We start from the raw sequence: 12,434 nt of genomic DNA on the forward strand, positions 1-12,434 counted from the left end.
GCGGCTGCCCGGGGAAACCCGTGCGCGGGCACCTGTGGTCGCCCCATAGGATTGGGGCCAAACCACACTCACTCACCCCAGAGGATCGCTGCATGCCTGGCATCACGCGCGAGGAGGTCGCCCACCTCGCACGGCTGGCGCGTCTGGAGCTGAAGGGCGAAGAGCTCGACCACTTCGCCGGCCAGCTCGACGACATCATCGGCGCGGTCGCCCGCGTCAGCGAGGTCGCCGACCAAGACGTACCGCCGACCTCTCACCCGCTGCCGCTGACGAACGTCATGCGCGCGGACGAGGTCCGTCCGTCGCTCACCCCCGCGCAGGCGCTCTCCGGCGCCCCGGCCCAGGAGCAGCAGCGTTTCAAGGTGCCGCAGATCCTGGGGGAGGACTAATCACCATGACGGACACCAACGTCAACATCATCAAGCTGACGGCCGCGGAGATCGCGGACCGGATCGCCGCCGGCGAGCTCACCGCCGTCGAGGTCACCGAGGCCCACCTCGCCCGCATCGGCGCGGTCGACGAGAAGGTGCACGCCTTCCTGCACGTGGACCGCGAGGGCGCGCTGGCCCAGGCCCGCGCCGTCGACGCCAAGCGCGCGCGGGGCGAGAAGCTCGGCCCCCTGGCCGGCGTCCCCCTGGCGCTCAAGGACATCTTCACCACCGAGGGCGTGCCGACCACCGTCGGCTCCAAGATGCTCGAGGGCTGGATCCCGCCGTACGACGCCACGGTGACCAAGCGGCTGAAGGACGCCGACGTCGTCATCCTCGGCAAGACCAACATGGACGAGTTCGCCATGGGGTCCTCGACGGAGAACAGCGCCTACGGCCCGACCGGCAACCCCTGGGACCTCACCAGGATCCCCGGCGGCTCCGGCGGCGGCTCCTCCGCCGCGCTCGCCTCCTTCCAGGCGCCGCTCGCCATCGGCACGGACACCGGCGGCTCGATCCGCCAGCCCGCCGCCGTCACCGGCACCGTCGGCGTCAAGCCGACCTACGGCGGCGTCTCGCGCCACGGCATGGTCGCCTTCTCCAGCTCCCTCGACCAGGGCGGCCCCTGCGCCCGTACGGTCCTGGACGCGGCCCTCCTGCACGAGGTCATCGCCGGTCACGACCCGCTCGACTCCACCTCCATCGACGCTCCGGTCCCGCCGGTCGTCGAGGCCGCCCGCAACGGCAGCGTGGCGGGCATGCGCGTCGGCGTCGTCAAGCAGTTCGCGGGCGAGGGCTACCAGGCCGGTGTCGTCCAGCGCTTCAACGAGTCGGTCGCCCTCCTGAAGGAGCTCGGCGCCGAGATCGTCGAGCTGGACTGCCCGTCCTTCGACCTGGCCCTGTCGGCGTACTACCTGATCGCGCCCTCCGAGTGCTCCTCGAACCTCGCGCGCTTCGACGGCCTGCGCTACGGCCTGCGCGTCGGCGACGACGGCACCCGTTCGGCCGAGGACGTCACCGCCGTCACCCGTGAGGCGGGCTTCGGCGACGAGGTCAAGCGCCGGATCATGCTCGGCACGTACGCCCTGTCCAGCGGCTACTACGACGCCTACTACGGCAGCGCCCAGAAGGTCCGCACGCTCATCACGCGCGACTTCGAGAAGGCATTCGAGCAGGTCGACGTGATCGTCTCGCCGACCACGCCCACCACCGCCTTCCCGATCGGCGAGCGCGCCGACGACCCGATGGCGATGTACCTCGCCGACCTGTGCACCATCCCGACCAACCTCGCGGGCAACGCGGCCATGTCCCTGCCCTGCGGTCTGGCCCCGGAGGACAACCTCCCGGTCGGTCTGCAGATCATCGCCCCGGCGATGAAGGACGACAGGCTCTACAAGGTCGGCGCCGCCGTCGAGGCCGCCTTCGTGGAAAGGTGGGGTCACCCGCTGATCGAGGAGGCTCCGTCGCTGTGAGCAAGACCCTGTCGAAGGCCAAAGGCTTCAAGAAGTCCAAGTCCGGCCTGTACCTGTCCATGGCCACCACCGCTTTCGGCGCGCTCAGCGTCGCCAAGCAGGCCAAGCTGGCCCGCACCGACAACGACACGCTGCGCCTGATCGACTCCGCCGTGTCCGCCGCCGCCATCGTCACCGGCCTCGCCATCCTCTACCGGGAGCTCAAGCGCCTGGGCGACGACGACGTCCTGCTGGGCTGAGAGGGAAGTTTTCACCGTGACCACCACGACCGACCTGGTGTCGTACGAGGACGCGCTGGCGTCGTACGACCCCGTCATGGGCCTCGAAGTCCATGTCGAACTCGGCACCAAGACGAAGATGTTCTGCGGGTGTTCCACCACGCTGGGCGCCGAGCCCAACTCGCAGACCTGTCCGACCTGCCTCGGCATGCCCGGCGCGCTGCCCGTCGTCAACGCGACCGGCGTCGAGTCCGCGATCAAGATCGGTCTCGCGCTGCACTGCGAGATCGCCGAGTGGTGCCGCTTCGCCCGGAAGAACTACTTCTATCCGGACATGCCGAAGAACTTCCAGACCTCCCAGTACGACGAGCCGATCGCCTTCAACGGCTACCTGGACGTCCAGCTGGAGGACGGCGAGGTCTTCCGCGTGGAGATCGAGCGCGCCCACATGGAGGAGGACACCGGCAAGTCCTTGCACGTGGGCGGTGCCACCGGCCGCATCCACGGCGCCTCCCACTCGCTGCTCGACTACAACCGCGCCGGCATCCCGCTCATCGAGATCGTCACCAAGCCGATCGAGGGTGCGGGCGAGCGCGCCCCCGAGGTCGCCAAGGCGTACGTCGCCGAGCTGCGCGAGCTCATCAGGGCGCTCGGCGTCTCCGAGGCCCGCATGGAGATGGGCCAGATGCGCTGCGACGTGAACCTGTCGCTGCGCCCGCACGGCCGGGAGAAGTTCGGCACGCGGAGCGAGACGAAAAACGTCAACTCGCTGCGCTCCGTGGAGCGGGCGGCCCGCTACGAGATCCAGCGCCACGCCGCCGTCCTCTCCTCCGGCGGCACGATCATCCAGGAGACCCGCCACTTCCACGAGGACACGGGGTCCACCACCTCGGGCCGCGTGAAGGAGGAGGCCGAGGACTACCGGTACTTCCCGGAGCCCGACCTCGTCCCCGTGGCGCCGTCCCGCGAGTGGGTCGAGGAGCTGCGCGCGGTCCTGCCCGAGCAGCCGCTGGCCCGCCGCAACCGGCTGCGCGAGGAGTGGGGCGTCAGCGCCCACGACATGCAGTCGATCCTCAACGCCGGGGCCATCGACCCGATCGTCGCGACGATCGAGGCCGGTGCCGACGCCGCCTCCGCCCGCAAGTGGTGGATGGGCGAGCTGGCCCGCAGCGCCAACGAGTCGGGGAAGTCCCTGGAGGACCTCCCGATCACCCCGGCGCAGGTCGCCCGGGTGGCGCAGCTGGTCGCCGCCGGTGACCTCAACGACAAGCTCGCCCGTCAGGTCATCGAGGGCGTCCTCGCCGGCGAGGGCACCCCGGACGAGGTCGTCGAGAAGCGCGGTCTGAAGGTCGTCTCGGACGAGGGCGCGCTGACGACCGCCGTCGAGGAGGCCATCGCCGGCAACCCGGGCATCGCCGACAAGATCCGCGGCGGCAAGGTCCAGGCCGCGGGCGCGCTCGTCGGCGCGGTCATGAAGGCCACCCGGGGCCAGGCCGACGCGGCCCGCGTCAAGGAGCTCATCCTGGAGAAGCTGGGCGTCAGCGAGGGCTGAGTTCCCGGTTCCGCCTGTGTCCACCTCGGGGGGACGCGCCGTCCGCCGGCACGTCCCCCCGAGGTGCGTCCCGCTGCGCCGTAAGGGTTGACGAAATTCCCCGAAGTGGCGTGTGAGCTGCCTCGTGCTCCTGTGAGTAAGCCCACGAAAGGGACAAAGGATCTTTTCCGACTGTAAGAGTGTCTGGGCATTGCTCATACGTTCTTTGCGGGCTGTTCCGTTACATTGTCGGCTGTTCCCGATCAAAGACCACGAATCATCCAGGGAGCACGTCCGTTGGCAGCCCTTGCGCGCTGGTGTGTACGGCACCGCCTCGTCGCCGTTCTGCTGTGGCTCCTCGCGCTGGGCGGCACGACCGCCGCCGCGGCCGTGGCGGGCTCCGCGTACTCGAACGACTACGAGGTCCCCGGCACCGAGTCCGGCCGCGCGACCCGGCTCCTCCAGGAGGGGTTCCCGAGCCTCGGCGGCGACGCCGACACCGTGGTCTGGCACACGGCGCCGGGCACCGTGCGCTCCGCCGACGTCGAGCAGACGATGACCCGCACGCTGGACCGGATCGCCGACCTGCCCGGTGTCGCCTCGGTCGTCAGCCCGTACGAGGGACGCCACAGCGGGCAGATCAGCGCCGACGGACGCACGGCGTACGCCGCGGTCACCTTCGAGGACCGGGCCGAGGACATCGACCCGGCCGAGGCGAAGGCCGTCGTCGACACCGCCCAGGAGGCCGGGACCGAGGGCCTCCAGGTGGAACTGGGCGGCACCGCCGTCGCGGCCACCGAACCGGCCGGCGGACACCTCGCCGAGGTCATCGGCGTCCTGGTCGCGGCGGTGGTCCTCTTCCTCGCCTTCGGCTCCTTCGCCGCCTCCATGCTGCCCATCGCCACCGCGCTCGTCAGCGTCGGCACCGCGTACGCAGCGATCGTGCTTCTCGGGCACGCCATGACCGTCGCCGACTTCGCCCCCATGCTGGGGATGCTGATCGGGCTCGGGGTGGGCATCGACTGCGCTGTTCATCGTGACCCGGCACCGGCGGGGGCTGAAACGGGGCCTGCCGGTCGCGGAGGCCGCGCAGAACGCCGTGGCCACCACCGGCCGGGCCGTCGTCTTCGCCGGCGCCACCGTCTGCATCGCCCTGCTCGGCATGCTCATCCTGCGGCTCGGCTTCCTCAACGGGGTGGCCATCGCGGCCTCCCTGACCGTGGTCCTCACGGTCGCCGCCTCCGTGACCCTGCTGCCCGCCCTCCTGTCCTTCATCGGGCCGCGCGCGCTGAGCCGGCGCGAGCGGCGGCGGCTGGCCGAACACGGACCCGAACCGGAGATCGCCGCCGGCCTCGCCGCCCGCTGGTCCGCGTTCGTGGAGCGGCACCCGAAGCTGCTGGGGAGCCTCGCGGTGGCCGTCATGGCGCTGCTAGCGCTGCCGACGCTCTCCCTGCACCTGGGCACGTCCGACCAGGGCAACGGCCCCACGTCGTCGACCACACGGCAGGCCTACGACCTCATCGGGGACGGTTTCGGACCCGGCGTGAACGGTCCCCTGACCCTCGTCACCCCGGTGGGCGGCGCTGCGGACCGGCTGGCGCTCGACAACCTCGACGCCACCCTCAGGTCCACCGAGGGCGTCGCCTCGGTGGCCCCCGTGACGTACGGCTCGGGCACCGCGTACCTGACCGTCGTCCCGGAGTCCGCCCCGCAGTCCCAGCGGACCAGCGAACTCGTCGACCGGCTGCGCGACGAGGTGCTGCCGCGGGCCGAGTCGGGCACCTCGCTCGACGTGCACGTCGGCGGGGTGACGGCGAGCTACGACGACTTCGCCGACGTCATCGTCGGCAAACTCCCGCTGTTCGTGGGTGTGGTGATCGGGCTCGGCTGCGTCCTGCTGCTGGTCGCCTTCCGGTCCCTGGGCATCCCGCTCAAGGCCGCCGTCATGAACGTCGCCGCCGTCGCCGCGGCCTTCGGCGTGGTGGTCGCGGTCTTCCAGTGGGGCTGGGGCAGCGAGCTGCTGGGGCTGGGCAGGGCCGGGCCGATCGAGCCGTTCCTGCCGGTGATCATGGTCTCGGTGCTCTTCGGGCTCTCCATGGACTACCAGGTGTTCCTGGTCAGCCGGATGTACGAGGAGTGGCTGGAGACCGGCGACAACCGGCGGGCCGTGCGCGTCGGGCTCGCCGAGACCGGCCGTGTGATCAACTCGGCCGCCGTCATCATGATCTCGGTCTTCCTCGCCTTCGTGCTCAGCGGCGACCGCGTCATCGCGATGTTCGGGATCGCCCTCGCGGCGGCCGTCGCCCTCGACGCGTTCGTCCTGCGCACCCTGCTCGTCCCCGCCCTGATGCACCTGCTGGGCGGCGCCAACTGGTGGCTGCCGGGCTGGCTCGACCGGCGCCTGCCGCGGATCAGCATCGAGCCCCCCGAGTGCCGTCCCGTCCACGGCGCCGGCGCGAAAATCCCCGGGAAGCGCCACGAGGACGACGCCGCGCTGGTCGGCGTACTGGAGAGCGAGCGGCCGCGGGACGTCAGCGACGCCGTCGGCTGACGGGCAGGCGCGGGCACGCCTCCTCATGTGCCGATCGTTATGCACCGACACAGACAACGTTAAGAAACCTCTCAGACTTCGTCCGTACCGTGCGACGCATGGGAACCAAGACAGCTGACGAGGCCGGGACCGAGACCGGCACCGAGGCGCAGAGCGACGAGAAGACCGTGGTCGTCACCAAGGCCGGCGAGCCGGGGGAAACCGCTGCCGAGGAGCAGGACGCGGCGCGGGCCGAGGCCGAGGCCGAGGACAGGGAGGCCCGGGAGGACGACGAGCCGGCCGCGCAGGGCTCCTCCGGCGTGGGCCAGGGCGCCGCCGCGGTCGTCTCCGCCGGGCTCGGCATCGTCTCGCTCACCGGCAGCTGGGTCGCCACCGTGGCCGCCGCGCGCGAGACGCTCGTCGGCCAGCTGCGGACCTCGTCCTCCGCGAGCGTCGCCAAGCAGGTCCAGGAGGTCTACGGCGACGCCTGGCAGGTCACCGCGCTGATCGGCGGCCTCTTCGCGCTGGCCGCCCTGATCGTCGGCGTCGTCGTGCTGGCCCGCCCCGCCTTCGGGGTCCCCGGCAGGCCGCAGGCGCCCTGGATCAAGTCGGTCGCCTGGGCGGGCGTCGCACTCGGCGTCGTGGGGCTGCTGCTGGCCGTCGCCAAGTACTCCGACCTCCTGCTCGGCCTGCCCTCCACCGGCTGAGACCCCGTATCCCCCCGCACGACCTGAGGGGCCTTAGAGCCGCCGTGAGTCATCCACGGCCGTTCTAAGGCCCCTTCCGCGTCCAAGATGCGGAACTCTCCCGATGTGGCGGACCCCCCTGGGAGACGAGAGTTGAGGCATCGCACCGAGCGAGGACCGAGACCGACAGCTCTTCATGGGGAGACGAGATGTACGAGTACGAGATCCACCAGACCCGCTCCGCCGACCTGATCCGCCAGGCCGACCACCACCGCATGGTCCGCGAGGCCCTGCGCGGGCGCCGGAACGCCCGCCGCGCCGCCGCCGACGCGTCGGCCCGGCACGACACCGGAGGGCAGGCCCATACGGACCGTCCCCGCCGGCACCCGTTCGCCCGCGCCGCGTGAGCGCCGGGGCGGGGGAGGCAGGCCGTACGGGGGTCGGCCCACCTCCCTCCGACACCGTCGTCCCGGCAGCCGGCCAGGCTGCCGGGACGACGGCCGTTCCGGCTCCCGGCAGCGTTCCGGCCGCCTCGCGCACGGGGCGGACCGAGGCCGCGCCGCCGATAATCGATGCCGCTCTGTCGGACCCCTGTGCGATGCTCGGCGCTGTGGAAACCAGGTCTGTCAGCCCGGTGTTCATCGGCCGAGCCGACGAACTGGAGGCCCTTCGCGAAGCACTCGCCCGTGCCGCCGCCGGTGAGCCGCAGGCGCTGCTGCTCGGCGGTGAGGCCGGCGTCGGCAAGACCCGCCTGATCGAGGAGTTCGCCACCGCGGCCGCCGCCGGGGGAGCCGTCGTCGCGATCGGCGGCTGCGTCGAGATCGGCGCCGACGGACTCCCCTTCGCGCCGTTCTCCAGCGCCCTGCGCGCCCTGCGCCGCGAACTCCCCGGCGAACTCGCCGCCGCGGCCGCGGGACAGGAGGACGAACTGGCCCGGCTGCTGCCCGAACTCGGCGAGGCCACCCGCGGGCGCGGGCACGAAGAGGACGGCATGGCCCGCCTGTTCGAGCTCACCGCCCGGCTCCTGGAGCGCGTCGCCGCGGGCCGTACGGTCGTCCTCGTCCTGGAGGACCTGCACTGGGCCGACGCCTCCACCCGGCACCTCCTGGCCTACCTCTTCCGCACGTTGCGCAGCGGCCGCCTCGTCGTCGTCGCCACCTACCGCGCCGACGACATCCACCGCCGCCACCCGCTGCGCCCCCTGCTGGCCGAGCTCGACCGGCTCCGCACGGTCCGCCGCATCGAGCTGGGCCGGTTCAACCGCGTCGAGGTCGGCCGCCAGATCGCCGGCATCCTCGCCCACGAACCCGACCCGGCCCAGGTCGACGAGATCTTCGAACGCTCCGACGGGAACGCCTTCTTCGTCGAGGAGCTCGCCGTCGCCTCCCACGAGGGCTGCTGCGCCGGACTCACCGACTCCCTGCGCGACCTGCTCCTCGTCCGCGTGGAGGGGCTGCCCGAGGACGCCCAGCGGGTCGCCCGGATCGTCGCCGAGGGCGGCTCCACCGTCGAGTACCCGCTCCTCGCCGCCGTCGCCCGGCTCGCCGAGGACGACCTGATCGAGGCCCTGCGAGCGGTCGTCGGCGCCAACATCCTCCAGCCCGCCCCCGGCGGCGACGGCTACCGCTTCCGGCACTCCCTGGTCCGCGAGGCCGTCAGCGACGACCTGCTGCCCGGCGAGCGCTCCCGCCTCAACCGCCGGTACGCCGAAGCCCTCGAAGCCCGCCCCGAGCTGGTCCCGGCCGACGAGCGCGCCACCCGCCTGGCCAGCTACTGGTACCACGCCCACGACGCCGCCAAGGCCCTGCCCGCCGTCCTCCACGCCGCGGTGGAGGCCCGCCGCCGGCACGCGCCCTCCGAGCAACTGCGGCTGCTGGAGCGGGCGATGGAGCTGTGGGAGGTCGCCCCCGAGGCCGTACGGGCCGCACTGCGCCCCGTCGACTACACCGAGGTGTACCCTCCCTGCGGCTGCGACCCGGCGACCACGCCGCTGCGCTACCTCGACCTGATGGCCGAGGCCGCCGTCGCCGGGCGTCTGTGCGGGGAGCGCGAACGCGCCATGAAGATCACCAAGCGGGCGCTGCGCCTCCTGGAGGACGAGCCGGACCCGCTGCGCGCGGCCTGGTTCTGGGTCCAGCGCTCCCGCCTCGTCCAGGGCCAGGCCCGCGGCGACGGCTGGAAGGAACTCGCCACCGCCCAGGACCTCGTACGCGGTCTGCCGCCCTCGGAGGTGCACGCCGAGGTGCTCGCCATGGTCGCCGGCTGGTCGATGCTCCACGACCCCGGCCCCGACGCGCTCTCCGACGCCCAGCGCGCCGTCGAGTACGCGCGCATGGTGGGCGCCGACGACATCGAGCTGAACGCCCGGCTCACCCACGGCGGCCTGATGGTCGACGCGGGCGACACCGAGGCCGGACTCGCCGAAATGTACGAGGTCAGGGACCGGGTGGTGGAGCGGGGCGTCACCCATGTCGTCGGCCGCAGCCATGTGAACCTGCCGTCGGTCCTGGAGGGCGTCGGCCGGTCCGAGGAGTCCGTCGCCGTGCTGCGCGAGGGCATCCAGCTCACCCGGCGGATGGGCCTGCTGGACTCCGAGGCCTGGGTGTGGACCAACCTCTCCGAGTCGCTCTACTCGCTGGGTCGTTGGGACGAGGCGACCGAGGCGGCGACGAACGCCCACACCACCGGGCAGAGCGCCAAACCGCGCGGCGGCGCCTCCACCCGGCTCGCCCATATCGCCCTCGCCCGGGGCGAGATGGCCGCCGTGAGCCGCCATCTGGCCGCCGCCCGCGGGTTCTACGGCAGCCACGACCCGATGCCGCAGAACTCCCTGCCACTGCTGCGCATAGCCATCGGCCTGGCCGCCGGTGAGGGCCGACACCAGGACGCCCGCACCGCGCTGTACGAGGCCCTCGACGCCGGATTCCCGCCCGGCACCCAGCGCTACGGCTGGCCGCTGCTGCTGGCCGGCACCACGGCCGAGGCCGACTTCCGCGGGCTGCCACCGGCCGAGCGGGGCCGCGCCGAGGCCCTCGGCCGCATCCGCACCGCCGCCCGCTCCCTCGCCACCGGGGCGCCCATCTGGCGGGCCTACGAGCAGTGGGTGCGCGCCGAACTCCAGCGCGCCGAGGGGACGGCGGCCCCGCACCTCTGGTCCGACGTGGTCACCGCCGTCGAACCCCTGGCCCGCCCCTACGACCTGGCCCGCGTCCGCCACCGCCTCGCCGAGTCGCTGCTCGCCTCCGGCGCGGACGACGACGACCGGGCCCGCGCCACCGAACTGCTGCGGCTGGCCGGCGCGGTCGCCGCACACCTCGGTGCCCGGCCGCTCGCCGACGCCGTCGCCCTGCTCGCCCGGCGCGCCCGGCTCACCCTGACCCACGTTCCCGCCGGGCCCGCGGAGCCGGCCGGTGCCTGCGCCGACCCCGTCGAGGCACTCGGCCTCACCAGCCGTGAGCGGGACGTCCTGCGTCTCGTCGCCGCCGGCCGCAGCAACCGCCAGATCGCCGAACGGCTGTTCATCTCGCCGAAGACGGCCAGCGTCCACGTGTCGAACATCCTCGCGAAGCTCGGTGTCTCGGGCCGCGGGGAGGCCGCCGCCCTTGCCCACCGGCTGCGGCTGTTCCCGCCGGAGACGCCCGCCGCCCAGGCGATGGGCGGGGGACCTACGCTGTAAGGATCCGGGCCGAGGGAGGCGCCGTGTTCAACATGTTCGAGGAGTTGTTCGCACCGGGCCGCAAGCACACCGACGACGAGCGCAAGCGGCTGGAGCTGACCCGCGTCGACCTGAACGACGGGGACCCCGGGCGGGGCCCGATAGACCTCACCTCGGGCAAGGTCGTCGTCCGCGCGCAGCCGTCCGCACCGGACGCGCGGCCGGAGGAGACGGCTGCGGACGACCCCGCGTCGCAGGACACGGCCACGGAGATCCCGGCCGCGCCCGACGCGGACCACAGGGACCCGTCGTCGCACGAACCGCCCCGCGAGGGATCGCAGGACCCAAAAACGAGCGGGCCGCCCAGCGCGCACTCGAAGGGCCCGGCGGCGCAGGAGCCGCCCGGCGCGGGCTCGCAAAACCCGGAAACGCACGAGCCGCCCGACGCGCACTCGCCGGGCCCGACGGCGCAGGAACCGCCCGGCGCGGGTTCGTAGGACCCGGAAACCAGCGAGCCGCCCAGCGTGTACTTGCAGGGCCCGACGGTGCAGGAGCCGTCCGGCGTTAGCTCGTAGGGTCCGGAAACGCCCGAGCCGCCCAGCGCGTACTCGCAGGGCCCGGCGAGGCGGCAACCGCCCGGCGCGGGCTGACCCGCCCGGCTGCCGCCCCGCGAGCCGGCTCGCCCGCGCGCCCTACTTCACCGCGAGTTCCAGGATCTTGTCGTCGCCGCCCTTCGGGGAGCCGCGGCCGTCCGTCTCGCTCGTGACCAGCCACAGCCGGTCGCCGCCCGCGGAGACCACCGTGCGCAGGCGGCCGTACTCGCCCTTCAGGAACGCCTGGGGCTCGGCGGACGCCTTGGTCCCCTTCAAGGGGATCCGCCACAGGCGCTGGCCGCGCAGGCCCGCCATCCACACCGACCCCTCGGCGTAGGCGATGCCGCTGGGGGAGGCCTCGTCGGTGTGCCACTGGGCGACCGGGTCCACGAACCTGGCGTCGTCGCCCTTGCCCTCGGCGTCGGGCCACCCGTCGTTGTCGCCCGGCCCCACGTGGTTCAGCTCGTCCCAGGTGTCCTGCCCGAACTCCGACGCCCACAGGCGCTGCTTGTCGTCCCAGGCCAGCCCCTGGACGTTGCGATGGCCGTACGAGTACACGACGGAGTCGCCGAAGGGGTTGCCCGGGGCCGGCTCGCCCTCCGGGGTCATCCTCAGGATCTTGCCGCCCAGCGACTTCTTGTCCTGGGCCAGCCCCGTGTCCCCGGTCTCGCCCGTGCCCGCGTACAGCATCCGGTCCGGGCCGAAGGCGATCCGGCCGCCGTTGTGGATGACCCCCTTGGGGATGCCCCGCAGGATCGTGTCCGGGGCGCCCAGCTGCTCGCCGGCCGGCTTCTCCTCCTCGTACAGCAGACGGGCGATACGGTTGTCGGACGCCGTGGTGAAGTACGCGTAGACCATGTGGTCCGAGGCGTACGCGGGGGAGAGCGCGAGCCCCAGGAGGCCCCCCTCGCCCGACGCGGCCACCCCGGGCACCTTGCCCAGCTCCGACTTCTCGCCGGTCTTGGCGTCGATCCGCGTGATCGTGCCCTCGTCGCGCGAGGCGACCAGCAGGTCGCCGTCGGGCAGGGGGGCCAGGCCCCAGGGGGACTTCAGGCCCTCGGCGACGGTGCGCACCACCTCGACCGAGCCCTTCGCGGGCGGTGTGGTCTCCCGGGGCGCCCCGGAGGACGTGGCCGGCGGGGTCTTCCTGTCCGGCCCCGAGCTCCCGGCGGCGTCCGGCCCTCCTCCGTCGTCGGAGGAGCAGCCGGCCGTCAGCAGAAGCGCGGCCGTGGCCAACACGGCCGTCACAGCTCGACGTTGCACGATCAAGGTCCCTTCGACGCGGTGGTCCTACTGTTCATACACCGCTCACGCGCCACAG

The 12,434-nt window shown here is 72.8% G+C and carries 9 protein-coding genes and 1 pseudogene; 9 read left to right on the forward strand and 1 reads right to left on the reverse strand.

Features of this window, described 5'->3' with window-relative positions; translation table 11 throughout:
* Window positions 1-92: 92 nt before the first annotated feature.
* The 9 genes and pseudogenes from gatC to ACZ4VA_RS36170 all read left to right on the forward strand — a co-directional run bounded on the left by gatC (window position 93) and on the right by ACZ4VA_RS36170 (window position 11,017).
* Complete coding sequence (gatC, locus tag ACZ4VA_RS36130) at window positions 93-389, forward strand: Asp-tRNA(Asn)/Glu-tRNA(Gln) amidotransferase subunit GatC (protein WP_003966094.1); 297 nt, start codon at window positions 93-95, stop codon at window positions 387-389.
* Between the two features lie 5 nt (window positions 390-394).
* Window positions 395-1,900, forward strand: a complete 1,506-nt coding sequence (gene gatA / locus ACZ4VA_RS36135) for an Asp-tRNA(Asn)/Glu-tRNA(Gln) amidotransferase subunit GatA (RefSeq protein ID WP_355786660.1) — start codon at window positions 395-397, stop codon at window positions 1,898-1,900.
* Window positions 1,897-2,139 carry a hypothetical protein gene (locus ACZ4VA_RS36140; protein WP_355786657.1) on the forward strand — a complete coding sequence of 81 codons (243 nt, stop codon included), beginning with the start codon at window positions 1,897-1,899 and terminating at the stop codon, window positions 2,137-2,139. Before gatA ends, ACZ4VA_RS36140 begins: the two co-directional genes overlap by 4 nt.
* 16 nt (window positions 2,140-2,155) lie before the next feature.
* The gene (gene gatB / locus ACZ4VA_RS36145; protein WP_355786654.1) at window positions 2,156-3,670 is read left to right on the forward strand and encodes an Asp-tRNA(Asn)/Glu-tRNA(Gln) amidotransferase subunit GatB; all 1,515 of its coding nucleotides are present in this window, start codon (window positions 2,156-2,158) and stop codon (window positions 3,668-3,670) included.
* A gap of 276 nt (window positions 3,671-3,946) precedes the next feature.
* Window positions 3,947-6,200 (forward strand): annotated as a pseudogene (locus ACZ4VA_RS36150) (MMPL family transporter).
* Between the two features lie 98 nt (window positions 6,201-6,298).
* Window positions 6,299-6,886, forward strand: coding sequence for a hypothetical protein (locus ACZ4VA_RS36155; RefSeq protein WP_356171674.1), 588 nt, complete (start codon window positions 6,299-6,301; stop codon window positions 6,884-6,886).
* A gap of 188 nt (window positions 6,887-7,074) precedes the next feature.
* Complete coding sequence (locus ACZ4VA_RS36160) at window positions 7,075-7,272, forward strand: hypothetical protein (protein ID WP_356171677.1); 198 nt, start codon at window positions 7,075-7,077, stop codon at window positions 7,270-7,272.
* A gap of 191 nt (window positions 7,273-7,463) precedes the next feature.
* The gene (locus tag ACZ4VA_RS36165; protein WP_468084104.1) at window positions 7,464-10,541 is read left to right on the forward strand and encodes a helix-turn-helix transcriptional regulator; all 3,078 of its coding nucleotides are present in this window, start codon (window positions 7,464-7,466) and stop codon (window positions 10,539-10,541) included.
* 32 nt (window positions 10,542-10,573) lie between these two features.
* Window positions 10,574-11,017: a DUF6191 domain-containing protein gene (locus ACZ4VA_RS36170; protein WP_356171731.1), complete on the forward strand. Its 444-nt coding sequence runs from the start codon at window positions 10,574-10,576 to the stop codon at window positions 11,015-11,017.
* Between the two features lie 195 nt (window positions 11,018-11,212).
* On the opposite strand, the gene ACZ4VA_RS36175 is transcribed toward ACZ4VA_RS36170, so the two are convergent.
* Window positions 11,213-12,382 (reverse strand): PQQ-dependent sugar dehydrogenase, encoded by a 1,170-nt coding sequence (locus ACZ4VA_RS36175; RefSeq protein WP_355783432.1) that lies wholly within the window; start codon window positions 12,380-12,382, stop codon window positions 11,213-11,215.
* Window positions 12,383-12,434: the final 52 nt, after the last annotated feature.

The organism is Streptomyces sp. NPDC028308, from assembly GCF_055565855.1.

What these genes read in the sequence shown, in the direction of transcription:
- ACZ4VA_RS36170 (WP_356171731.1), top strand. Translation starts at nt 10,574, where the DNA reads ATGTTCGAGGAGTTGTTCGCACCGGGCCGCAAGCACACCGACGACGAG.
- ACZ4VA_RS36155 (WP_356171674.1), top strand. Translation starts at nt 6,299, where the DNA reads ATGGGAACCAAGACAGCTGACGAGGCCGGGACCGAGACCGGCACCGAG.
- gatA (WP_355786660.1), top strand. Translation starts at nt 395, where the DNA reads ATGACGGACACCAACGTCAACATCATCAAGCTGACGGCCGCGGAGATC.
- ACZ4VA_RS36160 (WP_356171677.1), top strand. Translation starts at nt 7,075, where the DNA reads ATGTACGAGTACGAGATCCACCAGACCCGCTCCGCCGACCTGATCCGC.
- ACZ4VA_RS36165 (WP_468084104.1), top strand. Translation starts at nt 7,464, where the DNA reads ATGCTCGGCGCTGTGGAAACCAGGTCTGTCAGCCCGGTGTTCATCGGC.
- gatC (WP_003966094.1), top strand. Translation starts at nt 93, where the DNA reads ATGCCTGGCATCACGCGCGAGGAGGTCGCCCACCTCGCACGGCTGGCG.